Annotated in this window: 21 protein-coding genes and 1 other RNA gene; 6 read left to right on the top strand and 16 right to left on the bottom strand. The window is 60.3% G+C overall.

Going from position 1 to position 23,161, the window contains the following annotated elements:
- Positions 1 to 121: 121 nt before the first annotated feature.
- The gene (locus PL597_RS22430; RefSeq protein WP_077983301.1) at positions 122 to 1,066 is read left to right on the top strand and encodes an AEC family transporter; all 945 of its coding nucleotides are present in this window, start codon (positions 122 to 124) and stop codon (positions 1,064 to 1,066) included.
- A gap of 17 nt (positions 1,067 to 1,083) precedes the next feature.
- Here the strand turns inward: PL597_RS22430 and PL597_RS22425 are convergent, their stop codons facing one another.
- The 9 genes from PL597_RS22425 to rimP all read right to left on the bottom strand — a co-directional run bounded on the left by PL597_RS22425 (position 1,084) and on the right by rimP (position 12,355).
- A complete protein-coding gene (locus tag PL597_RS22425; protein ID WP_269826208.1) occupies positions 1,084 to 2,100 on the bottom strand; it encodes a class I SAM-dependent methyltransferase in 1,017 nt (338 codons plus the stop codon).
- 75 nt (positions 2,101 to 2,175) lie between these two features.
- Positions 2,176 to 4,323 carry a polyribonucleotide nucleotidyltransferase gene (gene pnp / locus PL597_RS22420; RefSeq protein ID WP_077983279.1) on the bottom strand — a complete coding sequence of 716 codons (2,148 nt, stop codon included), beginning with the start codon at positions 4,321 to 4,323 and terminating at the stop codon, positions 2,176 to 2,178.
- 279 nt (positions 4,324 to 4,602) lie between these two features.
- Entirely contained in the window at positions 4,603 to 4,872 is a 270-nt protein-coding gene (gene rpsO / locus PL597_RS22415; RefSeq protein WP_003492949.1) for a 30S ribosomal protein S15, read from the bottom strand.
- A gap of 164 nt (positions 4,873 to 5,036) precedes the next feature.
- Positions 5,037 to 5,984, bottom strand: coding sequence for a tRNA pseudouridine(55) synthase TruB (gene truB, locus PL597_RS22410; RefSeq protein ID WP_271366277.1), 948 nt, complete (start codon positions 5,982 to 5,984; stop codon positions 5,037 to 5,039).
- A 3-nt stretch (positions 5,985 to 5,987) separates the two neighbouring features.
- The gene (rbfA, locus tag PL597_RS22405; RefSeq protein ID WP_004439055.1) at positions 5,988 to 6,404 is read right to left on the bottom strand and encodes a 30S ribosome-binding factor RbfA; all 417 of its coding nucleotides are present in this window, start codon (positions 6,402 to 6,404) and stop codon (positions 5,988 to 5,990) included.
- 135 nt (positions 6,405 to 6,539) lie between these two features.
- Positions 6,540 to 9,278 carry a translation initiation factor IF-2 gene (infB, locus tag PL597_RS22400; protein WP_142914230.1) on the bottom strand — a complete coding sequence of 913 codons (2,739 nt, stop codon included), beginning with the start codon at positions 9,276 to 9,278 and terminating at the stop codon, positions 6,540 to 6,542.
- A gap of 102 nt (positions 9,279 to 9,380) precedes the next feature.
- Entirely contained in the window at positions 9,381 to 10,082 is a 702-nt protein-coding gene (locus PL597_RS22395) for an RNA-binding protein (RefSeq protein ID WP_077983275.1), read from the bottom strand.
- Positions 10,079 to 11,695: a transcription termination factor NusA gene (gene nusA, locus PL597_RS22390; protein WP_077983274.1), complete on the bottom strand. Its 1,617-nt coding sequence runs from the start codon at positions 11,693 to 11,695 to the stop codon at positions 10,079 to 10,081. Before nusA ends, PL597_RS22395 begins: the two co-directional genes overlap by 4 nt.
- 63 nt (positions 11,696 to 11,758) lie before the next feature.
- Entirely contained in the window at positions 11,759 to 12,355 is a 597-nt protein-coding gene (gene rimP, locus PL597_RS22385; protein ID WP_077983273.1) for a ribosome maturation factor RimP, read from the bottom strand.
- 286 nt (positions 12,356 to 12,641) lie between these two features.
- Here rimP and PL597_RS22380 point away from each other — a divergent pair, with 286 nt between their 5' ends.
- Positions 12,642 to 14,270 (top strand): MFS transporter, encoded by a 1,629-nt coding sequence (locus PL597_RS22380; protein ID WP_271366276.1) that lies wholly within the window; start codon positions 12,642 to 12,644, stop codon positions 14,268 to 14,270.
- A 22-nt stretch (positions 14,271 to 14,292) separates the two neighbouring features.
- Here PL597_RS22380 and PL597_RS22375 read toward each other — a convergent pair whose 3' ends face one another.
- On the bottom strand, positions 14,293 to 15,558 hold the full coding sequence (locus PL597_RS22375; RefSeq protein WP_271366275.1) for a lytic murein transglycosylase: 1,266 nt from the start codon (positions 15,556 to 15,558) through the stop codon (positions 14,293 to 14,295).
- Between the two features lie 37 nt (positions 15,559 to 15,595).
- A complete protein-coding gene (gene recR / locus PL597_RS22370) occupies positions 15,596 to 16,201 on the bottom strand; it encodes a recombination mediator RecR (protein ID WP_077983270.1) in 606 nt (201 codons plus the stop codon).
- Positions 16,202 to 16,238: 37 nt separating this feature from the next.
- On the opposite strand from recR, the gene PL597_RS22365 reads away from it, so the two are divergent.
- Positions 16,239 to 16,874 carry an MOSC domain-containing protein gene (locus PL597_RS22365; protein WP_271366273.1) on the top strand — a complete coding sequence of 212 codons (636 nt, stop codon included), beginning with the start codon at positions 16,239 to 16,241 and terminating at the stop codon, positions 16,872 to 16,874.
- A 55-nt stretch (positions 16,875 to 16,929) separates the two neighbouring features.
- Here PL597_RS22365 and PL597_RS22360 read toward each other — a convergent pair whose 3' ends face one another.
- The 3 genes from PL597_RS22360 to ffs all read right to left on the bottom strand — a co-directional run bounded on the left by PL597_RS22360 (position 16,930) and on the right by ffs (position 19,328).
- Positions 16,930 to 17,253: a YbaB/EbfC family nucleoid-associated protein gene (locus PL597_RS22360; RefSeq protein ID WP_271366272.1), complete on the bottom strand. Its 324-nt coding sequence runs from the start codon at positions 17,251 to 17,253 to the stop codon at positions 16,930 to 16,932.
- 24 nt (positions 17,254 to 17,277) lie between these two features.
- Complete coding sequence (locus PL597_RS22355) at positions 17,278 to 19,152, bottom strand: DNA polymerase III subunit gamma/tau (protein ID WP_271366270.1); 1,875 nt, start codon at positions 19,150 to 19,152, stop codon at positions 17,278 to 17,280.
- A gap of 79 nt (positions 19,153 to 19,231) precedes the next feature.
- Positions 19,232 to 19,328: signal recognition particle sRNA small type (gene ffs, locus PL597_RS22350), an RNA gene on the bottom strand.
- Positions 19,329 to 19,392: 64 nt separating this feature from the next.
- Here ffs and PL597_RS22345 point away from each other — a divergent pair.
- Positions 19,393 to 19,821 carry an HIT domain-containing protein gene (locus PL597_RS22345; RefSeq protein WP_162520627.1) on the top strand — a complete coding sequence of 143 codons (429 nt, stop codon included), beginning with the start codon at positions 19,393 to 19,395 and terminating at the stop codon, positions 19,819 to 19,821.
- Positions 19,822 to 19,823: 2 nt separating this feature from the next.
- Positions 19,824 to 20,783: an NAD(+) diphosphatase gene (gene nudC, locus PL597_RS22340; protein WP_162854311.1), complete on the top strand. Its 960-nt coding sequence runs from the start codon at positions 19,824 to 19,826 to the stop codon at positions 20,781 to 20,783.
- A gap of 15 nt (positions 20,784 to 20,798) precedes the next feature.
- On the opposite strand, the gene PL597_RS22335 is transcribed toward nudC, so the two are convergent.
- A complete protein-coding gene (locus tag PL597_RS22335) occupies positions 20,799 to 21,662 on the bottom strand; it encodes a prephenate dehydratase (protein WP_080791958.1) in 864 nt (287 codons plus the stop codon).
- An 11-nt stretch (positions 21,663 to 21,673) separates the two neighbouring features.
- Positions 21,674 to 22,429, bottom strand: coding sequence for a 3-deoxy-manno-octulosonate cytidylyltransferase (locus tag PL597_RS22330; RefSeq protein WP_271366268.1), 756 nt, complete (start codon positions 22,427 to 22,429; stop codon positions 21,674 to 21,676).
- A gap of 150 nt (positions 22,430 to 22,579) precedes the next feature.
- Between PL597_RS22330 and PL597_RS22325 the strand changes: the two genes are divergently transcribed.
- Positions 22,580 to 23,155 carry a c-type cytochrome gene (locus PL597_RS22325; protein ID WP_080791954.1) on the top strand — a complete coding sequence of 192 codons (576 nt, stop codon included), beginning with the start codon at positions 22,580 to 22,582 and terminating at the stop codon, positions 23,153 to 23,155.
- Positions 23,156 to 23,161: the final 6 nt, after the last annotated feature.

Raw genomic sequence — 23,161 nt, 5'->3', positions numbered from 1 at the left:
TTGTCTTTCTTGGGCGCCATGTGGAGAAAACAAAGAGTGGGAGCGTTTTCGCGATTCCATTCCCGTGGAAAACGCTCTAAAGCGGATTATCTCCCGCAAAAGCCGCGAAAGCTTTCCCTCCATGTCTGCCGTTGCCGCGAATGTCGCCCCGATTTTCATTCTCATCCTTATCGGGTGGCTCACCGTCAAGGCGGGTCTGTTCAGGGCCGATGCCGGCGATATTCTCAGTGACTTCGTGTTCAAGATCGCGGTGCCGACATTGATCTTCCGCACGCTTGCGGAAGCGAATTTTCACGGCGCATCGCCGTTCCGGCTCTGGATCACCTATTTCGCCGGCGTGACCGTCACCTGGACGGTCGGGCATATCGTCACCCGTTATGTCTTCAGGCAGGATATGCGCATTGCCGTCATTGCCGGCATTTCCTCAGCATTTGCGAACAATATCTTCATCGGCCTGCCGTTGGTCGGACGCTCCGTCGGCGATGAGGGGCTGGTGGCTCTCTCCATCCTGCTCGCCATTCACCTGCCGGTGATGATGATCGCCGGCACGATCCTCATGGAAAACGCCACACACAAGGCGGTCGGCGGCGAAAGGCGCAGCATGGCTGCGGTGTTCAGGCAGGTGGGCCGCAATCTCATCACCAATCCGCTGGTGATCGGCCTTGTCATCGGGCTTTCGACCAATGTCTCCGGCGTCGCATTAACGCCCATTCTGAAAACCGTGGTCGATCAGATCGCGTCTATGGCGGGGCCGGCGGCGCTTATTTCGCTTGGCATGGCGCTGACCAAATACACCATTCGCGGCAATATGGGTATTGCCGTCACCATGACGGTGTTCAAGCTCCTGCTGCTGCCCGCCTGTGTGTGGGCAATGGGTCATGCGCTCGGTCTCAGCCGGGAATGGACGGCGGCGCTCGTGCTCACCTCGTCGGTGCCGACGGGAGTGAATGCCTGGCTTATCGCCAACCGCTTCGGCATCGGCCACAGCGTTGCCGCCTCCACCATCAGCATTTCCACAGCGACCGGCGTTCTTTCCGTGTCGCTATGGGCATGGCTGTTGAGCTGATTATTCCGCGGCCTTGATTATTTCTGGGCGCTCAGAATCTTGAAGCGGGCGTTGCGGCACACTTCAGTGCTGGTGCGGAATTCAGCCGCGAGCACCGGCTCATAGGGCATTCCGCGATTGGCGACCATCAGCAGCTTGCCGCCGCTGCGCAGCGCGCCGGCGGCAGCCTTGATGAAGGCCTGACCGAGGGCAGGTTCTGCTGCCTGTCCCGCCGCATGGAAAGGCGGGTTCATGATGATGAGGTCGTATTTTTCCTTCGGCGGCTCGTTTGCCAGATCCTGCCAGAAGAAGCGCGCCGTCAGCCGCGGATTGTTTTCGAGAAGATTGGTCTTTGCAAATTCCAGCGCGTTCCAGTCTGCTTCGAACAGATCGATACGGGCCGTGCGCGGCGATTTCTCGGCCAGCATGACGGAGAGGTAACCCCAGCCCGCGCCGAAATCGGCGGCGTTGCCGTCAAAATCGGTCGGCAGGCGCGATGCGAGCAGTTCCGAGCCGTCATCCACGCGGTCATGGGAAAACATGCCGGGGAGGGCGGTGAAGCGGCCTTCAACCGTTACCGGCCTCTGGGCGAGCTTCAATACGACGGCCGCAACATCGTCCGGTCGTTTGAACCAGAGCGCGACGCCATGGTATTTTGGTGTCGATTCCGCTTCGATGCCAAGTTTCGCCAACGTCTTGCGCAGCGTCACGATACCGTCTTCTTTCGATCCGGCTGCGACGATGAGGCCGCCGGCCTTTACGCGCGAAAGCGCTTCGGCGACGCGGTTTTCATTCTCGCCGCGATGTTTGCCGCAAAGCAGCAGAGCCACATCGTAATCTTCGCCCGAAATATCAGGAGTCACTTCTGCGCCTTGAGCCTGCAGAGCACGATAAAGCGGACGTAGATGTTGAACCGCGACGATCTCCGCGTCGAATCCATCCAGCCGCGGACCGGCTTCCGCTCCCAGAAACAGAACGCGTTCGCCCTCCTTCGGCATGGAAAGCATGTCCGAGGCAAAGGGGTGGAAAAGGGTTTTCACGGCGTCACGGCTCATGGGAGCATCCTCAAGGTCAAATAGAAAAAAGGCGCGGGCAAAACCCGCGCCTCGATAGGGTCTGGCGGGGCTGCCTTATTCGGCAGCGGCTTCGCCGTCTTCCTTCTTCTTGTCTGCAACGACTTCCTTGCCGGTCGCCTGGTCGACAACCTTCATGGACAGGCGAACCTTGCCGCGCTCGTCGAAGCCCATCAGCTTGACCCAGACCTTGTCGCCTTCCTTGACGACGTCGGAGGTCTTGGCAACACGCTCGGAAGCGAGCTGCGAGATGTGGACGAGGCCGTCACGCGCGCCGAAGAAGTTGACGAAAGCGCCGAAGTCAGCGGTCTTGACAACAGTGCCTTCATAGATGGCGCCGACTTCCGGTTCCGCAACGATCGAGTGGATCCACTTGCGGGCCGCTTCGATTTCCTTGCCGGAAGAAGAGGCGATCTTGACGGTGCCGTCGTCTTCGATGTTGATCTTCGCGCCGGTCTTTTCGACGATTTCGCGAATGACCTTGCCGCCGGAGCCGATGACTTCACGGATCTTGTCGACCGGAATGTTCATGACTTCGATGCGCGGTGCAAATTCGCCGAGCTGGCCGCGGCTCTCGGTGATGGCGTTGGCCATTTCGCCGAGAATGTGCTTGCGGCCACCCTGTGCCTGCTCGAGAGCGATCTTCATGATCTCTTCGGTGATACCGGCGATCTTGATGTCCATCTGAAGCGAGGTGATGCCGTCGGCCGTACCTGCGACCTTGAAGTCCATGTCGCCGAGGTGGTCTTCGTCACCGAGGATGTCGGAGAGAACCGCAAAGCGCTCGCCTTCGAGGATGAGGCCCATGGCGATACCGGCAACCGGCTTTGCCAGCGGAACGCCGGCGTCCATCAGTGCAAGCGAGGTGCCGCAAACGGTTGCCATCGACGAGGAGCCGTTGGACTCGGTGATTTCGGAAACAACGCGTAGCGTGTATGGGAACTGCTCTGCAGTCGGCAGCATCGGGCGGATAGCGCGCCATGCGAGCTTGCCGTGACCGATTTCGCGACGGCCCGGGGAACCCATGCGGCCTGTTTCGCCGACCGAGTAGGGCGGGAAGTTATAGTGCAGCAGGAAGCGTTCCTTGTACATGCCGGTGAGGCTGTCGACATACTGCTCGTCTTCGCCGGTGCCGAGGGTCGCAACAACGATCGCCTGGGTCTCGCCGCGGGTGAACAGCGCCGAACCGTGGGTACGCGGCAGCAGGCCAACTTCCGAAACGATCGGACGAACGGTCGACAGGTCGCGGCCGTCGATGCGGCTCTTGGTGTCCAGAACGTTCCAGCGAACGATCTTGGCCTGAAGGTGCTTGAAGACAGCGCCGATTTCTTCCGGCGTGTACTTGGCTTCGCCTTCTTCCGGCAGGAAGTGTGCCTTCACCTTGGCCTTGACGGCGTCGACGGCGGCGTAACGGGCGGCCTTTTCGGTGATCTTGTAGGCGGCGCGCAGTTCGGTTTCAGCAAGACCGAGCATTTCGTTTTCGAGAGCGGAAAAATCTTCCGGTTCGAATTCGCGCGGTTCCTTGGCGGCAACTTCGGCGAGCTTGATGATCGCGTCGATAACCGGCTGGAAGCCGCGATGACCGAACATGACGGCGCCGAGCATGATTTCTTCGTTGAGTTCCTTGGCCTCGGACTCAACCATCAAAACGGCGTCCTGCGTACCGGCAACGACGAGATCGAGAACAGACTCGTCCATTTCGTCCAGATGCGGGTTAAGGACATATTCACCGTTGATGTAGCCAACGCGCGCGCCGCCAACCGGGCCCATGAAGGGAACGCCAGAGAGCGTCAGCGCTGCGGAAGCCGCAACCATCGATAGGACGTCCGGATTGTTTTCCAGATCGTGCTGGATAACGGTGACGACGACCTGCGTGTCGTTCTTGTAGCCTTCAGGGAAGAGCGGGCGGATCGGGCGGTCGATCAGGCGCGAAACGAGGGTCTCGTTTTCGCTCGGGCGGCCTTCGCGCTTGAAGTAGCCGCCGGGGATCTTGCCGGCTGCGTAGGTCTTTTCCTGGTAGTTGACGGTGAGCGGGAAGAAGTCCTGGCCGGGCTTCGGAGACTTTGCGGAAACCACGGTCGCGAGAACCATCGTCTCGCCGTAGGTTGCGATGACGGCGCCGTCAGCCTGACGGGCAACCTTGCCGGTCTCGAGCTTCAGCGGGCGGCCTGCCCATTCGATTTCCACGGAGTGTTGATTGAACATATCTTGTCCTTGGTTGTGGCTGCCGCACCGGTATCGTGCCGGCGGTGGCAGCGCGGTGACGCAATCACGGGCAAGACAGCGGGAGGCTTTCGACAAGCAAGCATCCGGCAATCCTGCCCCATGACAGGTCTGCGGTTGAAAAAGGCGGCACCGGCCCATCCGGGTCACCCTTATCGTCCGGGGGCCACATCAGCGGCAAGCGCCCGGAAATTCATGTGGCCTCAAAAGACCGGATATAAAAACCGGCGGGCATCGTTGCGAAACCCGCCGGAGAAGTTATTAGCGGCGAATGCCGAGAGCACCGATCAGCTTGGAGTAACGGGCTTCGTCCTTCTTCTTCAGATAGTCGAGAAGCGAACGACGGCTCGAAACCAGCGTCAGAAGGCCACGACGGGAGTGGTTGTCCTTCTTGTGGTCCTTGAAGTGACCGGTCAGGTTGTTGATCCGCTCGGTCAGGATAGCGACCTGAACTTCCGGAGAACCGGTGTCGCCTTCCTTCGTGGCATATTCCTTGATGAGGGCGGCTTTGCGCTCTGCAGTAATCGACATCGGACGATCCTTTCTATTTTAAGGAAAAATGGGACGCCAAAGAGCCGGGATGTCGTCCAGCTCTGGCCATTCAGTAGCGCAGGCAAAGCCTAAGCTGGCGCTGCCTATAAACTATTCCGGGTGCAATGGAAAGAGGCGATTGATTCCCGCCCGCGCCGCCCGGCTCAGCCGAAAACCCGCTTCGGCCGGAACTCGCCTTCGCCGATCTCGCCGATGGCGACGAGCTTGCCATGCGCAGTGGCATAGGCTTCCGGATGGTTGGCGGGCGCGTCGCGCCCGCGCAGCAAGATGGGGTTGCCCATCTTCAGCCGGTGCGCCTGGTCGTCGTTGATGATGAGGCGGGGAAGGGCGGAAAGCGCCTCCGCCGTATCGATCAGATAGGCATCCAGCGCTTCCAACCGCTCGTCGCGGTCTTCCATGGCTTCCAGTGCCGTCAGCGTTTCGAGCGGCACCATCATCTCTTCGCTGAAGGGTGCGACCATGGTGCGGCGCAGTTCCGAGATATGGCCGAAACAGCCGAGATCGCGGCCCATGTCGCGCGCCAGCGCCCGCACATAGGTGCCCTTGCCGCACTCCACTTCAAAATGCGCTGTATCGGCATCGGGGCAGGCCAGCAGCGTCAGGCGATGGATTTCCACCTCGCGTGCGGGAATTTCCACGGTCTCGCCGTCTCGCGCCAGATCATAGGCACGCTCGCCGGCGATCTTGATGGCGGAAAATTGCGGCGGAGTCTGCATGATCACGCCGGTATAATGGGGTAGAATATCGCGGATTGCCTGTTCGTCCGGGCGCCGATCAGAGGAATCGACCACCTCGCCTTCCAGATCGTCGGTCGCGCGTTGCTCGCCCCAGGTCACGGTGAATTCGTAGATCTTCCGGCCGTCCATGACGTAAGGCACCGTCTTGGTGGCGTCACCGAGCGCGATCGGCAGCATGCCGGACGCGAGCGGATCGAGCGTGCCGGCATGGCCGGCCTTCTGGGCGTTGAACAGCCACTTGATCTTGGAAACGGCCTCGGTGGAGCCGAAATCGAGCGGTTTGTCGAGGATCAGCCAGCCCGAAATCGGACGGCCCTTGGGTTTGCGGTTCTGCTGTTTGCGTGGTTTGGACATGCTTCAGTTCTGTTCGTCGTCTTTTTCGTTTGAAGGCCCAAGATCGCGCTGCACTTCGGGTGAGCGCAGGAGCGCGTCGATCTTCTGGTAATTGTCGAAACTCGTATCGTCGCGGAAACGCAGTTCCGGCATGTATTTCATCTGCCGAAGCTGCGGTCCGAGGCGACCACGCATGAACTTGGCGTGGCGGTTGAGTGCCGTGATGATGTCGGTGTGATCGGCAACGCCAAGCGGCGTCACGTAGGCGGTAGCGATCTTGAGATCGGGAGACATTCGCACTTCCGAAATGGAAATGACGGTGCTTTCGATCAGATCGTCGCGGACTTCGCCGCGCTGGAGAATTTGTGTCAGGGCGGCGCGCACCTGTTCGCCAACGCGCAGCATGCGTTGGGAAGGGGCCGATGATGTAGCTTTTGCCATGGGTTATGCCTCAAACGGAGCGAGCGCCGGTTAAGCCGGCGCCCGACAGTAAAGTCCTGTTTTGCGGCGAGAACGCTCTTTGTTCTATCGCATTTCCGGACGGAAAACCGGGGATCCACTTTTCCTGGAAATGCTTTAGAGCGTTCTCGTGATGTGTTCGACGCGGAAGCACTCGATGGTGTCGCCGGCGCGGATGTCTTCGTAGTTTTCGAAGGCCATACCGCATTCCTGACCGACCGGCACTTCTGCCACTTCGTCCTTGAAGCGCTTGAGGGTCTTGAGCTTGCCTTCGTGGATGACGACGTTGTCGCGAACCAGACGAACACCTGCACCACGCTCCACCTTGCCTTCGACGACGCGGCAACCCGCGACCTTGCCGACCTTCGTGATGTTGAACACCTCGAGGATTTCGGCATTGCCGAGGAAGGTCTCGCGACGTTCCGGCGAAAGCAGGCCCGACATCGCCGCCTTCACGTCATCCACCAGATCGTAGATGATGTTGTAGTAGCGGATTTCGATACCGGCGCGTTCGGAGGCCGTACGGGCCTGTGCGTTGGCGCGAACGTTGAAGCCGATGATCGCGGCGTTGGAGGCCTCGGCAAGCGAGATATCCGATTCCGTGATGGCACCAGCGCCCGAGTGAACGATACGAGCGCGGACCTCGTCGGTGCCGAGCTTGTCGAGCGAAGCGATAATGGCTTCGACCGAGCCCTGCACGTCGGCCTTGATGACCAGCGGGAATTCCTTCATTCCCGAAGTCTGCAACTGGCTCATCATCTGTTCCAGCGAACCGCGCTGGCCCGTCTGACGGGCGACAGCCTTGTCGCGTGCCAGACGCTGGCGGTACTCGGAAATCTCGCGAGCACGGCTTTCGTTTTCGACAACCGCGAAACGGTCACCGGCAGATGGCGTGCCGGAAAGACCGAGAATCTCGACAGGCATAGCCGGACCGGCTTCCTTGACGTGCTCGCCCTTGTCGTTGACGAGGGCGCGAACGCGGCCCCACTGGTCACCGGCCACGATGATCTGACCGGGCTTCAGCGTGCCCTTCTGCACGAGAACTGTAGCGACGGCGCCGCGGCCGCGGTCGAGTTCCGCTTCGATGACGGTGCCTTCCGCGGTACGGTTCGGATCTGCCTTGAGGTCGAGAATTTCAGCCTGCAGCAGGATCGCTTCGAGCAGTTTGTCGAGACCAAGCAGTTTCTTGGCCGACACTTCCACGTCAAGCACTTCACCGCCCATCGATTCCACGAAGACTTCGTGCTGCAGGAGCTGCTGACGAACCTTTTCAGGGTTTGCCTCGTGCTTGTCGATCTTGTTGATCGCAACGACGATCGGAACACCCGCCGCCTTGGCATGGTTGATGGATTCGATCGTCTGCGGCATGACGCTGTCGTCTGCGGCGACCACCAGAACGGCAATATCCGTCGCCTGTGCACCACGGGCACGCATGGCCGTGAAGGCGGCGTGGCCGGGGGTGTCGATGAAGGTGATCTTCTGGCCGTTCTTCTCGACCTGATAAGCACCGATATGCTGGGTGATGCCACCGGCTTCACCGGCAACCACATTCGCCTGACGGATGGCGTCGAGCAGCGAGGTCTTGCCGTGGTCGACGTGACCCATGATGGTGACGACGGGCGGGCGGGAAACCATTTCGCCTTCATCGTCCGTCTGGTTGAAGATGCCTTCTTCGACGTCGGATTCGGAAACGCGCTTGACGGTATGGCCGAATTCGACCGCGATCAGTTCGGCCAGATCGGCGTCGATTACGTCGCCCGGCTTCATCATCTGGCCTTCCTTCATCAGGAACTTGATGACGTCGACGGCGCGTTCGGACATGCGCTGTGACAGTTCCTGAATGGTAATGGTTTCCGGCAGGATCACTTCGCGCATAACCTTTTCACGGGTTTCCTGCATCTGGCTGCGGCGGAATTTCTCCTGACGGCGGCGCATGGATGCCATGGAGCGGCCGCGCGGTGTGCCGTCTTCATCCAGATTGGACGAGGTGACCGTAAGCTTGCCGCGACGGCGTTCTTCTTCGGTCTTCAGGCGGGCGGCGGGCTTCGCAGGTGCAGGTGCTGCAACCTTGCCACGGACCGGCAGGTTACCACGGCGTGCACCGCGATCGTCCTCATCGTCGCCATCGGTGCGACGCCCACGCGGAGCGACGGTTTCCGTGGTTGCGCGACCAGGTGCGGCAGCGGCGGACTGAGGGCGAGCATCCGAGCGCGGCGCCGGCTGAGTGGCGATTGCCGGCTTTTCAGCGGCCTGTTCGGATTTCGCTTCCACGGCCGGCTGGCTTGCCGCCACCTTGGCGGCTTCGGCTTCCTCGGCGGCACGGCGCGCAGCTTCTTCCTTCTCGGCGGCAATGCGGCGTTCTTCCTCGACCTTGCGGCGGGCTTCGTCTTCGGCCCGCTGCTTGGCTTCGATCACGTCACGAGCCTGCGCTTCCATCAGCGCGCGGCGGCGGGCTTCCATCTCGCCTGCGGACAGATCGTGCAGGACGTTCCCGCGCGGACGCTCAGGCTGGCGCTGCTGCGGTGCGGACGAGCCGGGACGCTGCTGCGACTGGGAGGAACCTGGACGCTGCTGCTGGCCGCTGGGCTGGTGGATGCGCGGCTGCGGAGCCTGCGGACGCGGTGCTGCCGCGGGGGCAGGGGCGGCCGGCTTCGGAGCGGGCGCTGCGGTCGAATGAACCTGCTTCTCGTCTTCCGGACGCAGGGGGCGGCGCTTGCGTGTTTCCACGACAACCGCGTTCGTGCGACCTCGACCCATATCCTGCCGCACGGTGCCCTGATTCATCCCGCCCGGCTTGAGGGTGAGAGTCTTCTTAGGCTGTGCGTTAAGTGTCTTGTCGTCGTTGTTGTCGGTCATTCCGTTCCCGTTCCTTCGGACGAGAACCGGATGACGTCCATCAGGCCTCGTCGTTCAATTGCTGCATCGGAACGCGGCGACCGTTGATGTCGGTTAACCGCGTCATTGTTCTGTCCGGGCAGCGTCGCGTTCCGCCTGAGATTGGCCGCCAAGGCGGTACTGCTCAAGCATCGTTGCGCGCTTCACTACACCCTCACCCGCCTGCCCTGCAAGCGCGCAGGCATGGATAAAAGCATTCTGGCCCATCAACTCGTCCATTTCGGCTTCGCTAAAGAGCCGGAAGGACGGAATTTCATTGCCGGCATCGCTGCCGAGCGCCCAGGCCTTGCGGGCCTGGTCCAGTTTTCTGACGCCATCGGCCGCAGCATCGGTCGCGTGAAACACGGCAATCGCGTTCCCGGACCGGACGGCAGCATCGACTTTCGTCGCGCCGCTGATGAACTGGCCCGCCTTGCGCGCCATATTCATCATACCAGCCACATGCTGCGCCATCAGCCGGTCGAGAAGAGTAAGAAGCTCGGCCCCGGCCTTGACGTCGCGTTTGAGAGCCCGCGCGAAGAGCTTCTTCGCGATGGCCTTCTCGATCAGGGCGCGCTCGGGTGTCACCCAGCAACCGCGCCCCGGCAATTGGCGTTTCAGGTCCGGCACGACGTTGCCGTCCGGTCCTGCGACGAAGCGGATCAGCTCATCCGGCGATCCGCTCTGCCGTGTCACAATGCACATACGTCCATTGACGTCGCCCTTGATCCGCCCGTCGTCATCCGTTTCGGGCAGATCGTCCGGCTCATGCGCCTGCGATGTCATTCCTGTTCGGCGGTATCCGCCTCCTCGGCAGCTTCCGCATCGGCTTCTTGTTCGGAAGCGAGCTCTTCGGCGGTGATCCAGCCTGCCAGAAGGCGAGCCTGCACCACCATGTTTTCGGCCTCGACGCGCGAAACGTCGAGCTTGGAGAAGATGCCTTCGAACTTCTTCGTCTCGCCGTCCTTGCGCTCGCTCCAGCCAACCAGATCGTCCGCTGCACAGCCGGCAAAGTCCTCGATGGTCTTGATGCCGTCTTCACCGAGCGCAACCATCATCTGCGAAGTCAGGCCATCGATCTGGCGCAGCTCGTCGGAAACGCCGAGTTCCTTGCGCTTGGCATCCATTTCGGCTTCCAGGCGCTCCAGATATTCGCGGGCGCGGGTCTGGATCTCATCGGCGGTGTCTTCATCGAAGCCGTCGATCGAGGTAATTTCGTCGAGATCGACATAGGCCAGTTCTTCAACCTGCGCGAAGCCTTCCGAAGCCAGAACCTGGCCGACCATTTCGTCGACGTCGAGAGCTTCCATGAAGAGGGCCGTGCGCTCGTTGAATTCCTTCTGGCGACGCTCGGATTCTTCCTGTTCGGTCATGATGTCGATATCCCAGCCGGTCAGCTGCGATGCCAGACGCACGTTCTGACCGCGACGACCGATGGCAAGCGACAGCTGCTCGTCGGGAACAACCACTTCGATACGCTCGGATTCTTCATCCAGAACGACCTTGGCGACTTCCGCCGGCTGCAGGGCGTTGACGATGAAGGACGCCGGTTCCTGGCTCCACGGAATGATGTCGATCTTCTCACCCTGAAGTTCGCCGACAACGGCCTGGACGCGCGAACCGCGCATACCGACGCAGGCGCCGACCGGATCGATCGAGCTATCGTTCGAGATGACGGCGATCTTGGCGCGCGAACCGGGGTCACGGGCAACCGACTTGATCTGGATGATGCCGTCGTAGATTTCCGGGACTTCCATGGTGAAGAGCTTCACCATGAATTGCGGATGGGTGCGCGACAGGAAAATCTGCGGGCCACGCTGTTCGCGGCGAACGTCGTAGACGTAAGCGCGCACGCGGTCGCCGTAGCGCATGTTTTCGCGCGGGATCATCTCGTCGCGACGGATGATGCCTTCGCCACGGCCGAGATCGACGATGACATTGCCGTATTCGACGCGCTTGACGGTGCCGTTGACGATTTCGCCGATACGGTCCTTGAATTCGTCATACTGACGGTCGCGCTCGGCTTCACGTACCTTCTGCACGATCACCTGCTTGGCGGACTGGGCGGCGATACGGCCGAAATCCATCGGCGGCAGCGGATCGGCGATGAAGTCGCCGAGCTTGGCGTCGGGGTTGCGGTCGCGGGCGAGCTCCAGCGGGATCTGGGTCGAATAGTCCTCAGCCGCTTCGACCACTTCCAGAAGACGCTGCAGGCGGATTTCGCCGGTCTTGGAGTTGATGTCGGCGCGGATGTTGGTTTCCGAACCATAGCGCGAGCGGGCGGCTTTCTGGATAGCGTCGGCCATTGCGGCAAGCACGATTTCGCGGTCGATGACCTTTTCGCGCGCCACAGCATCGGCGATCTGCAGAAGCTCAAGCCGGTTAGCACTCACTGCCATTTTTTTATCTCCGTAAGTCGCATAATTGCGGGGATCGCCCGTTTCCCGGGCTTTACGTTGGAATTAGTCTTCGTCTGCTTCGTTTTCGTCGTTCTGGTTTGCGGCGGCGGCCTTTGCCGCCTTGTCTGCCCGCAGCGCATCACGAATAAGGTCGTCCGTCAGAATGAGCTTCGCATCCGAAAGCGCGGTGAACGGAACAATGACTGTCGGCTCTTCGCCATAAGCGATCTGGTCGCGTTCCAGCTTGAAACCGTCAGCATCAACCTCAACGATCTTGCCGCGAAACCGCTTGCGGTTCTCGACCAGAATGGAGGTTTCGACCTTCACCAGATGGCCCTGCCAGCGGGTGAAATCCGATTTGCGAACCATCGGCCGGTCGATACCGGGCGAGGAAACTTCGAGATGATACGCTTTATCGACCGGATCTTCCACATCAAGAACCGGTGAAATCGCCATCGAAATGGCTTCGCAGTCCTGAACGGTCATGGTTCCGTCTTCGCGCTCGGCCATCACCTGCAGCGTCATGCCGTTCTGGTTGGAGAGCCGCACGCGCACCAGAAGATAGCCCATGCCCGTCAGAACAGGCTCGATGATCTCGGCAATGCGCTGGTCGATGCCTGTTTCGGTTATCAGTCGCGGTTCTTGTGCGGTATCTGCCATCTGGCCTTCCGGTCTTTGATGTTCATCGGGCAGTCAGCCCGTGGTTTCCGGTTCGCCTAACGAAAAAGAGCGGAGCCTTGCGGCCCCACTCTTCATCAAGCGATCAAGAATTTCAAAGGTCATATAGACCTATTGGGGCAGGATTGCAAGGTTTTCGCAGGCGTCTGCGTTTCAGTAACGGTCCCGCCACATTTTCACCCTTACCATGCCGGAAAGGCTGGCATGATCGTCGGCACTGTCTATAGTTGCCGTTTGACAAATCGCAGTTGCATCAAGTGGACAGAGCGTGCCTGACCGTAAATCGCCACTCGCGCCTTTAAGGCATTTGACTTACAGACGAATCTGGATCGCCAGCCTTGCCTCGAACTTTGGCGGACTGATCCAGGCGGTGGGCGCCGCATGGATGATGACCTCGCTTTCGAGTTCGGAAAACATGATCGCGCTGGTGCAGGCCTCCACCTCTTTGCCGATCATGCTGTTCTCGCTGATTTCAGGCGCGCTGGCTGACAGTTTCGACCGTCGCCGCATTATGATTTCGGCGCAGCTGCTGATGCTGACGGCCTCCGTGCTGCTCACCGTCTTTGCCTGGTCTGGCTGGCTCACGCCCTGGCTGTTGCTGTTCTTCACCTTCATGATCGGTTGCGGCACGGCGCTCAACAATCCCTCTTGGCAGGCGTCGGTCGGCGAAATGGTGCCGCGTGAGGATCTGCCCGCCGCCGTGACGCTGAACAGCGTCGGCTTCAACATCACCCGCAGTGTCGGCCCGGCCATCGGTGGTATCATCGTCGCCGCCGCGGGTGCGGCTGCCGCGTTTTTCGTGAATGCGCTGAGCTATTTCACCCTGATCTACGCACTATTTCGCTGGCAACCGCCCAAATATGCCTCAACCCTGCCGCGTGAGCAGCTTCTGGCCGCCATCTCCGCCGGCATGCGGTATGTGGCGATGTCGCCCAATATCGGCAAGGTGCTGGTGCGCGGTTTTCTCTTCGGTCTTTCCGCCAGCGCCATCCTTGCCCTGATGCCCATTGTCGCCCGTGATCTGGTCGAGGGCGGCCCGCTGACCTACGGTGTCATGCTTGGCGCTTTCGGCGTCGGCGCGATTGGTGGAGCCCTTATCAGCGCCAGATTGCGCGAAGTCCTGTCCAGCGAATGGATCGTGCGCGTCGCCTTTTTAGGCTTCGCTTTCAGCGCTGGCGTAACGGCGGTCAGCACGAGCGCCATCATCACGTCGATTGTACTGACCATTGCCGGTGCGTGCTGGGTGCTGGCCCTGTCGCTCTTCAACACCATCGTCCAGCTCTCCACCCCACGCTGGGTGGTGGGCCGGGCACTGTCGCTTTACCAGACATTGACCTTTGGCGGCATCGCCGTCGGCAGCTGGCTGTGGGGTGAGTTGGCGGAAGATTATGGCATTTCCTATTCGCTTCTCTGTTCGTGCGTTTTGATGCTGCTCGGCGTTCTCGTCGGCCTCAAGCTCGCCATGCCGGCTTTCGCTTCGCTTAATCTCGATCCGCTCAACCGTTTCGTGGAGCCGCCGCTGAGGCTGGACGTCAAGCCGCGCAGCGGCCCGATCGCCATTCTCATCGATTATGAAATTCATGATGAAGATCTCGGCGAATTCCTGCCGCTGATGGCGGAGCGCCGCCGTATCCGCATCCGGGACGGTGCCCGCAACTGGAACCTGATGCGCGATCTCGAAAACCCCGATATCTGGACGGAAAGTTACCATGTGCCGACATGGGTGGAATATGTCCGTCACAACCACCGCCGTACCCAGGCGGATGCCGAGGCCTGGGACCGGCTGCTGGAGCTTCACCGTGGCAAGACGCGGCCGCGGGTGCATCGGATGATCGAACGGCAGACCATTCCGCCGACCGACGATATCTTCCACAAGCCGCATACCGACCAGCATTGAGAGACGATGGGCTGGCGGCGGATTATTTCAGCTTCGCCTTCAGCGTGGCATCGGGAAAACATGTCGGTGTGAGGCCGTTTTTCGACTGCCAGTCGCCGAGTGAGCGGCGCGTCTTGAAACCCGCCAGCCCGTCCGCCTTGCCGACATCGTAACCCTTGGCGACCAGCGCCTTCTGCATGGCCAACACGTCGGAGCGCAGCATCGACCCGACATTGCCCCAACCACCCTTGAACGGCCCTGCGCCATGGGCGATGCGATCGGCGAGATTGCCGATGAAGAGCGCGTAAAGATCGGAATTATTATATTCCTTGATGACGTAGAAATTCGGCGTCACCACAAATTCCGGCCCATGCCGCCCGGCCGGCACCAGCATCATGCCATCGGCGGTCAGGTCATTGGCAGGAAAGGCTTTTCCGGAAATACGGGTAATGCCCATCTTCGCCCAGTCGGCCACCGGCCGGGCCAGATCCGGGCCTTCCTGTGCGCAGGAAACATTGGCGGGGATGGAGACTTCGAAACCCCAGTCGCGATTGCGCTGCCAGCCACGCTCGGAAAGATAGTTCGCTATGGATGCCAGTGCATCCGGCACGGAATTCCAGATATCGCGGTGGCCATCACCATCGAAATCCACGGCATATTTCAGATAGCTTGATGGCATGAACTGCGGCTGGCCAAGCGCGCCGGCCCAGGAACCCATCATGCGTGATGCCGCGATATCGCCGCTTTCGACGATCTTCAGCGCGTCGATCAGTTCCGTTCGGAACATCTCCTTGCGGGTCGACATATAGGCTTTCGTGGCCAGCACATCGACCACCGAGTGCGGCAGTTTCGCACGGCCAAAACCGGATTCGCGGCCCCAGATCGCAACGACGATCTCGCCAGGCACACCATATTTCGCCTCTATCCTCCGCAGCGTCGCCGCATGCGTTGCCGCAAGCGAGCGGCCGGTGCCGGCAAGTCCCTGTAGTCGCTTTTCGGAGAAATAAGCGCCGGGCGATGAAAATTCCGCCTGGCTCTGGCTCTGCTCCTTTGGCGGCTTCTGGCCGGGAATGACGAGATCGGGCAGGTTCCAGCTGATGGAGAGGCCGCTGAGCGTGGCTTCAAGCGTCTTTTGCGAAATGCCGGCCTTGCGGGCTTCCGGCCAGATTTCCTTTTTCAGCCAGGCATTAAATTCGGCGTCATATCGGGCTGCCGCTGCTCCTGTCGGCGCCGACTGCGCCAAGGCCGTCGTTGCTGAAAAAACGGAAAGAAGTGCAGCCAGTACCTTCGGGGCAAAATGGTTTCGCATTCGGTCTCCTCTTTGAATGACGGGAGGGAGGTAGGCCTCAGATCGTCGTTCGCGCCCGAAGCGCCGCGGTCAATGTGCCCTCGTCGAGATAGTCAAGCTCGCCGCCCACAGGCACGCCATGTGCGAGCCTCGTGATCTTGATGCCGAGGTCGGAGAGGCGGTCGGTGATGTAGTGAGCGGTTGCCTGCCCCTCCACCGTCGCATTAACGGCGATGATAAGCTCGCGAATGCCGCCGGCGCTCACGCGGTCGATCAGGCCCTTGATATTCAGGTCCTCGGGCCCAACACCGTCGAGCGGCGACAGCGTGCCGCCCAGAACGTGGTAGGCGGTGTTCATCGCGCCCGCCCGCTCCAGCGCCCAGAGGTCAGACACGTCTTCCACCACGATGATGACGGACTGGTCGCGCCGGTCGTCGGCGCAGACGGTGCAGGGATCGATGGTATCGACATTGCCGCAGCAGGAGCAGATCTTCACCTTGTCATAGGCTTCGCCCATGGCATGGCCGAGCGGCCCGAGGAGCTGTTCCTTCTTTTTGATGAGATGCAACGCCGCCCGCCGTGCCGAGCGGGGCCCAAGCCCCGGCACTTTTGCCAGAAGCTGGATCAGTTTTTCAATTTCGGGACCGGTGACTCGTTTTGCCATGAGCGCTTTCTACTGCATAAATCGGGAAACGGGAATCATGAAGCTTGAAGGGCAGTCGATGAAAATCAGGGCGGTGTGTCGGGGCGAGGCAAAAAGCCTGCCGGGAAAGACGACGAAGACGGGCATCTTTAAACATGCCGTGAATGGCCCGGTCATGGTCGACGCGGAAGGCATTGTCAGTGATGCCGTGTGCAATCGCAAACACCATGGCGGGCCGGATCAGGCGATTTACGTCATGGGCTCGGTCGATCTCGAGTTTTGGTCGAGCACCCTGGGTTTTACGGTTGAACCCGGATTTTTCGGCGAGAACCTCGTGCTTGATGGTGTCGACAGCGCGAGACTGCATGTGGGCGACAGGTTTACGGCCAACGACATCGTGCTGGAGGTGACCGCTGCCCGCATCCCCTGCGCCACGCTGTCGGCCCGCATCGGCGATCCCGATTTTGCCCCGCGTTTCCGAGAGGCGGGCCAGCCGGGTTTTTATTGTCGGGTGCTGAAAGGTGGAATGCTTGCGGCCGGTGAGGAGGTGATGTTCGAACCCTATTCGGGAACGAAACTGCCGATACCGACTATCCTGCAGCGCTTCCGTCCCATGCAACTCAACGAAGCCGAACGCATGGCCTATCTTGAAACACCGATCGCAAGCCGGTTTCGTGCGATGCTGGAATCTTAAGGTCGCGTCGGGAGGATGGCGAAGGCTCAACGCCATCCTCTTCAGTTGGAATATCTCAGAAAGGCAGCTTCATGCCGGGCGGTAGCGGCAGACCTGCGGTCAGGTCAGCCATCTTTTCCTGGGCCTGCGCTTCGCCCTTTTCCTTGGCGTCCTTATGGGCGGCAACGATCAGATCCTCGAGGATTTCGACCTCTTCTTCCTTGAAGAGCGAAGGATCGATTTTCAGACCGCGCATTTCGCCCTTGCCGTTCAAAATGACGGTCACCAGACCGCCACCGGCCCGGCCTTCGATTTCGAGGGCGGCAATTTCCTGCTGCACCCTCTCCATCTTGGACTGCATTTCCTTGACCTTGCCCATCATACCCATGATGTCGCGCATGTGCCAATCTCCTGTTCTTCTTGTTTAAAACTCGATGTCGTCGCCGGGAAGGATGTCTCCTTCGCTCGATTCGGCAACCGATGGCGGGGCGATCTCTTCGGTCTCATCCTGTGCGGCGACGCGGATGCGCACGTCGGTGATTTTTGCGCCAGGAAACTGCGCCAGAATGGCGGCAACGTCAGGATCCTGACGCGCATCGACCAGGCGCGCATCGCGGGCATTGCCCTCCGCCTCGACCAAGGTCGGCTCACCTTGCTCCTTGCTGAGGCTGACGATCCAGTGGATACCGGTCCATTCCTTCAGCTTGACGCCAAGTTCACCGGGTAGCGAGCCGGGCGCACCTTCGCCGAGGCGCATATCGAGCCGGCCGGGCTCCAGCCGCACCAGCCGCACGAAGTTGCGTACCTTCGCCCGCATAACGGGATCGCGGTTTTTCTGGCAGAGATCGGCAATATCCTGCACCGAATTGACGGGAACCTTCGGCTCCGGCCGCTCTTCGGTTTTCGGGGTCGCGACCTGCATCTCCTGCGGCCGGCTATCTGGAACAGCGCGTAGCATGGTGGAGGGCTGCGGGCCCGCCTGCCTCGGGGCGGCAAAGTCTGCAGGTCTTGCCGCTGCCACGGTCTGCGCCGACGAATAGGCACGCGCGCCGCCGCCATTGCCACCGCCGGAAGCTGCGCCATTGGCGTAACCGCCGTCACCGCTGGAAAGCTCGAGCAGGCGCCGCGCCGCATCTTCCGGTGCCGGCAGGTTGGCGGCATGCGAAAGCCGAATCAGCACCATTTCAGCGGCACCCGCCGGGCGTGAGGCGTTTTCCGTTTCAGGAATGCCCTTCAGCAGCATCTGCCAGATGCGCGACAGCGCCGTCACCGCGATGGTTTCGGCAAACTCCGCGCCACGCACGCGCTCGATCTCGGAAAGCGAGGGATCTTCCGCCGCGTCAGGCACATATTTCATGCGGGTAACGAGATGGGTGAAATCGGCAAGATCGTTCAATACGACGACGGGGTTCGCGCCCGCCTCATATTGTCCGTTGAATTCCGAAAGGGCTGCCGCAACATCGCCTTTGACGACATGCTGGAAGAGATCGACAATGCGCGCCCGGTCGGCAAGGCCGAGCATGCCGCGCACCGCTTCGGCCTCCACACGGCCGCCGCCGTGGGCAATCGCCTGATCGAGCAGGGAAAGGCCGTCACGCGCGGAACCTTCGGCGGCGCGGGCGATCATCGACAGCGCCTGCGGATCGGCTTCGAAACCCTCCTTGCCCGCAATGGCGGTGAACAGTCCGACGAGATCGGCGGCGCTGATGCGACGCAGATCGAAGCGCTGGCAGCGCGACAGAACGGTGATCGGCACCTTGCGGATTTCGGTGGTCGCAAAGATGAATTTCACATGCTCCGGCGGCTCTTCCAAGGTCTTCAGAAGACCGTTGAAAGCCTGCGTCGACAGCATGTGCACTTCGTCGATGATATAGACCTTGTAGCGCGCCGAAACCGGGCGATAGCGAACCTGTTCGATGATCTCGCGAATATCGTCGATGCCGGTATGGGAGGCGGCGTCCATCTCGATCACGTCGACATGCCGGCCTTCCATGATCGCCTGACAATGTTCGCCGGGAATGCGAAGGTCGATGGTCGGCTTGTCGATGGTGTCGGTCTTGTAATTCAGCGCGCGGGCGAGAATGCGGGCCGTGGTCGTCTTGCCCACGCCGCGAACGCCGGTCAGCATGTAGGCCTGCGCGATGCGTCCGGTCTCGAACGCATTGGTCAGCGTGCGGACCATCGGTTCCTGGCCGACCATCAGATCGGAAAAATCCTTGGGGCGATATTTGCGCGCCAGTACCCGGTAGCCGGTCCCGACCTGGGATTCGCTTGATGTGGGGGGTACGGTGTCGCTCATCGCCTCGCCAGTTTGTTTTGCCAGTTATCTTGGGGCGCTGAACTGGCCCGGCGAAAGCTGAGCACGTCTTTTAAAAAAGGTGGGAGGCTGGCACGGCGACCCGTGCCGGGCTCGTTAGGGCTGCTTCCTTCCGGACCTGACCCGGTTGGCGAGTGGCTCGTCCACCACCAACCTCCCGGGCCACATATCGGCAATATCGAAAGCAAATGCAAGCCAAGCCTTCAAAAAACTGCTATCACAATGAAAACAAACATGGAGGACGCCTTGGAGACATTCCGGCTGGACGAGAGACTGGCGCGCGACAGCGTGCTTGTGACGCGTTTGGGACTATGTGAGCTGCGTTTGCAAAACGACAAACGCTGGCCCTGGCTGGTGCTGGTGCCGCAGCGGGATGGCGTCAGCGAATTGTTCGATCTCACCCCGCTTGATCAGGCCGTGCTGACATTCGAGACCAATCTCGTCGCCTCCGCCTTGAAAGAAGTTACCGGAGCCACCAAGATCAATGTCGGGGCGTTGGGCAATATCGTCCGGCAGCTGCATGTCCATATTATCGCCCGCAACGAAGGCGACACCTGCTGGCCGGGTCCCATCTGGGGTCACGGAACGCCTGTGCCCTATGCCGCGGGCGAAAAGGAAACTTTGATGAAAAAAATCTCCGGCGCGCTCTGATGATGTCAATGAAAATTTTTGAATCCACTGCCCCGCATCCCGAAGCAAGCCTGCTGACGGCCTTTTCCAAAAACGCCCTCGACCGTTTCGCTGAAAAGCGGACGGAGGAGTGCGTGGCCGATGCGCTGAAAGTCGACGGCACTCATATTTTTGCCTTCTCGGGCAATCGGCTTGTTCTGAAACATGACGAGCAGGTCATCGATCCCCTGTTTTCCGCCTATGAACTCGCCGAGTTGCAGCCGGATTTCGACAATGCCGTGCTGCTCGGATATCGCGAAACCGGCGAGCCGAGAATTGCGGTGCCGGTCGCCGTGGCCGAGGATGAGCTCGCGAGCCACTATAAACTCGCCGACGCCCGTACCCTTTATCGCGATCATCTTCTCGATGAGGAATTGCTGAGCGAGGTTGCCCAGGCCGTCAGCCTCACCCACTGGAACGCCGACAATCGATTTTGCGGTAAGTGCGGCGGTGCCATGGAGCTGCGCATCGGTGGCTACAAGCGTATCTGCGCCGCCTGCAACCACACGATTTTTCCCCGCACCGATCCTGTCGTCATCATGATGACGATCGATATCGAGCGTGATCTCTGCCTGCTTGGCCGCGGTGCGCATTTTGCACCGGGCATGTATTCGTGCCTTGCCGGTTTTGTGGAGCCGGGCGAAACCATCGAGCAGGCCGTCCGCCGCGAAACGCATGAGGAATCCGGTGTTGAAGTCGGTCGCGTGCGTTATCACGCGTCGCAGCCCTGGCCGATGCCGCATACGCTGATGATCGGCTGTTATGCAGAGGCGCTGTCTTTCGATATTGCCCGCGATGAGATCGAACTGGAGGATTGCCGCTGGTTCACACGGGCGGACGTCGCAAAGATGCTGGAGACTGCAACGGGTGAGGGCTTTTCCGCGCCTCCCGGCGGCGCCATCGCGCACCGGCTGATGCGCGACTGGGTGGAATGGACGAAATAATCGCGTTCGGCAGGCTCAACCCTGGTTGAGCTTGCCGCGCATCGCATGGCCCTTGTAGACGCCGAGAATGCGGACTTTTTCAGAGAAGAAGCGCAGCTCGTCCAGCGCATGCCGCACCGGCTCGTCATCGGGATGGCCTTCGATATCGGCATAAAACTGCGTCGCCACGAATTTACCGCCGAGCTGGTAGCTTTCGAGCTTTGTCATGTTGATGCCGTTCGTCGCGAAACCGCCCATGGCCTTGTAGAGCGCGGCCGGAATATTGCGAACATTGAAAACGAAGGTGGTGACGACGATTTCGTCGCTCGATTGACGCTTGGCCCAGTTTTCATCACGGGAAAGCACAACGAAACGCGTGACGTTGTTTTCCGAATCCTCGACGTTTTCAGCGAGAATATCGAGGCCGTAGAGGCTGGCGGCAAGGCGCGGCGCAAGGGCTGCCATGCTGCGGTCGCCCTTTTCAGATACCAGTCTCGCGGAGCCCGCCGTATCGCCGGCGATGACGGGCTTCCAGCCGTTCGAGCGGATGATTTTCCGGCATTGGCCCAGCGCGTGAATGTGGCTGTGGACGGTTCGGATCTCGTCCTTTTTCACGCCCGGCATCACCATCAGCTGAAAGCGGATCGGCATGAAATATTCGCCGATGATGTGCAGGCGCGATTCCGGCAGCAGGTGATGAATATCCGCAACGCGGCCGGCCAGCGTGTTTTCAATCGGGATCATGCCGAGATCGGCTTCGCCGTTTTCAATGGCGTTGAAGGCATCCTCGAATGTCGGGCAAGGCAAGGGTTCCATATCCGGGAACATGTCACGGCAGGCCATATCGGAATTCGCACCGAATTCGCCCTGGAAGGCAATGCGATTTGTGCTCAAGGTCATGGGACTTTCCGTTAGAGAGTTCTGCTTGCGAGGATTTTGCGGGCTTTTTCCAGATCGTGCGGCGTGTCGACACCGAGCGGCACGGAACTGACGATTTCCGCATCGATGCGCATGCCCGCTTCCAGCGCGCGCAGCTGTTCCAGCCTTTCGCGCTTTTCCAGCGACGAAGGCGGCAGGCTGACGAATGTCTCAAGTGCTGCACGGCGATAGGTGTAAAGCCCGATATGATGATAAAGCGGGCCATCGCCGTAAGGGGCGGTGGTGCGGGTAAAATAAAGCGCCCGCAGCCGTGTGTCGGAAAGCGGGCTGCCAACGACTTTCACGACGTTCGGATTGGTTTTTTCTTCCTCGTCGGTGATTTCGACCGTCAGTGTCGCAATATCGACGGCGGCATTTTCCAGCGGACGCAGCGACGCGCGGATCGTCTCCGCTTCGATGGTCGGAAGGTCGCCTTGGACATTGATGACATATTCCGCCTTGCCATAGGGATCGGCCTTTTGCAGCGCTTCGAAAATCCGGTCCGACCCTGACTGGTGGTCGTCGCGCGTCATCATCACGTCAAAACCGGCATTCTGAACGGCGGAAAATACCTGTTCGTCATCGACCGCAACAACGATTCGTTCGGCGCCTGCCTCGCGCGCCCGCAGGGCCACCTGCACGATCATCGGCTTGCCGCCAATGTCGGCGAGCGGCTTGCCCGGCAGGCGCGTGGATGCCATCCGCGCCGGTATGAGGACGACAGCTTTCTCGAAATCCCGATTCTTCATCCGACACCCTTCAAATCCCGCCCGAAAAGTGTCAAAACGTCACGGTGTGGGGACCATTATTCAAGTTGCGCAGGCTGTGCAAAAGCCATAGCTTTCGAGTAATTTCAAGATGCCCGGTTATATGGAGCGGATGCGAGGGAGCGCATATAGATGAATTCTTATGTTAATATGGGCGTTGGGGCGTTGCTGGGCACGGTTTTCGTTCTGATGTCGGTGTCGATTGCCTCTGAGGGCATTTTTCATGCGCCAGCGCCCGAGAAGGAAGGTTACGCCATTGCTGCGGCAGAGGGTGGCGGCGAAGCAGCTGGCGGAGAAGCCGCGGCAGCCGCGACGCCGATCGCGCAATTGCTTGCGAGCGCCGATGCCGCCAAGGGCGAGACGGTCTTCAAGAAATGTACGAGCTGTCATACCGGAGAGAGTGGTGGTGCAAACAAGGTCGGCCCCAATCTCTTCGATGTCGTAAACCGGCCGATCGCCAGCCACGAAGGTTTCAGCTATTCCGCAGGGATGAAGGATTTCTCCAAAGGCGGTTCCGTTCACTGGGATTACGATCATCTCAACTACTTCCTCGAAGCTCCGAAGAAACACGTTCCCGGCACGGCCATGGGCTTTGCAGGCGTGAAGAAGGAAACCGAAAGAGCCGATCTCATCGCTTATCTGCGCTCGCTGTCGGCAAACCCGGCACCTCTTCCGGATCCGAATGCAGCGCCCGCACCGATGAACTGATCGCCA

It is taken from the genome of Agrobacterium sp. ST15.13.013, from assembly GCF_027956525.1.
In the GTDB taxonomy this organism is placed as follows: domain Bacteria; phylum Pseudomonadota; class Alphaproteobacteria; order Rhizobiales; family Rhizobiaceae; genus Agrobacterium; species Agrobacterium salinitolerans.
The sequence above is the reverse complement of the archived record's forward strand: the minus strand, read 5'-3'. Positions and strand labels throughout refer to the sequence as shown.

Coding starts and splice junctions, on each gene's coding strand:
- PL597_RS22430 (WP_077983301.1), top strand. CDS start 122: ATGTCTGCCGTTGCCGCGAATGTCGCCCCGATTTTCATTCTCATCCTT.
- PL597_RS22425 (WP_269826208.1), bottom strand. CDS start 2,100: ATGAGCCGTGACGCCGTGAAAACCCTTTTCCACCCCTTTGCCTCGGAC.
- pnp (WP_077983279.1), bottom strand. CDS start 4,323: ATGTTCAATCAACACTCCGTGGAAATCGAATGGGCAGGCCGCCCGCTG.
- rpsO (WP_003492949.1), bottom strand. CDS start 4,872: ATGTCGATTACTGCAGAGCGCAAAGCCGCCCTCATCAAGGAATATGCC.
- truB (WP_271366277.1), bottom strand. CDS start 5,984: ATGTCCAAACCACGCAAACAGCAGAACCGCAAACCCAAGGGCCGTCCG.
- rbfA (WP_004439055.1), bottom strand. CDS start 6,404: ATGGCAAAAGCTACATCATCGGCCCCTTCCCAACGCATGCTGCGCGTT.
- infB (WP_142914230.1), bottom strand. CDS start 9,278: ATGACCGACAACAACGACGACAAGACACTTAACGCACAGCCTAAGAAG.
- PL597_RS22395 (WP_077983275.1), bottom strand. CDS start 10,082: ATGACATCGCAGGCGCATGAGCCGGACGATCTGCCCGAAACGGATGAC.
- nusA (WP_077983274.1), bottom strand. CDS start 11,695: ATGGCAGTGAGTGCTAACCGGCTTGAGCTTCTGCAGATCGCCGATGCT.
- rimP (WP_077983273.1), bottom strand. CDS start 12,355: ATGGCAGATACCGCACAAGAACCGCGACTGATAACCGAAACAGGCATC.
- PL597_RS22375 (WP_271366275.1), bottom strand. CDS start 15,558: ATGCGAAACCATTTTGCCCCGAAGGTACTGGCTGCACTTCTTTCCGTT.
- recR (WP_077983270.1), bottom strand. CDS start 16,201: ATGGCAAAACGAGTCACCGGTCCCGAAATTGAAAAACTGATCCAGCTT.
- PL597_RS22365 (WP_271366273.1), top strand. CDS start 16,239: ATGAAGCTTGAAGGGCAGTCGATGAAAATCAGGGCGGTGTGTCGGGGC.
- PL597_RS22360 (WP_271366272.1), bottom strand. CDS start 17,253: ATGCGCGACATCATGGGTATGATGGGCAAGGTCAAGGAAATGCAGTCC.
- PL597_RS22355 (WP_271366270.1), bottom strand. CDS start 19,152: ATGAGCGACACCGTACCCCCCACATCAAGCGAATCCCAGGTCGGGACC.
- PL597_RS22345 (WP_162520627.1), top strand. CDS start 19,393: ATGAAAACAAACATGGAGGACGCCTTGGAGACATTCCGGCTGGACGAG.
- nudC (WP_162854311.1), top strand. CDS start 19,824: ATGTCAATGAAAATTTTTGAATCCACTGCCCCGCATCCCGAAGCAAGC.
- PL597_RS22335 (WP_080791958.1), bottom strand. CDS start 21,662: ATGACCTTGAGCACAAATCGCATTGCCTTCCAGGGCGAATTCGGTGCG.
- PL597_RS22330 (WP_271366268.1), bottom strand. CDS start 22,429: ATGAAGAATCGGGATTTCGAGAAAGCTGTCGTCCTCATACCGGCGCGG.
- PL597_RS22325 (WP_080791954.1), top strand. CDS start 22,580: ATGAATTCTTATGTTAATATGGGCGTTGGGGCGTTGCTGGGCACGGTT.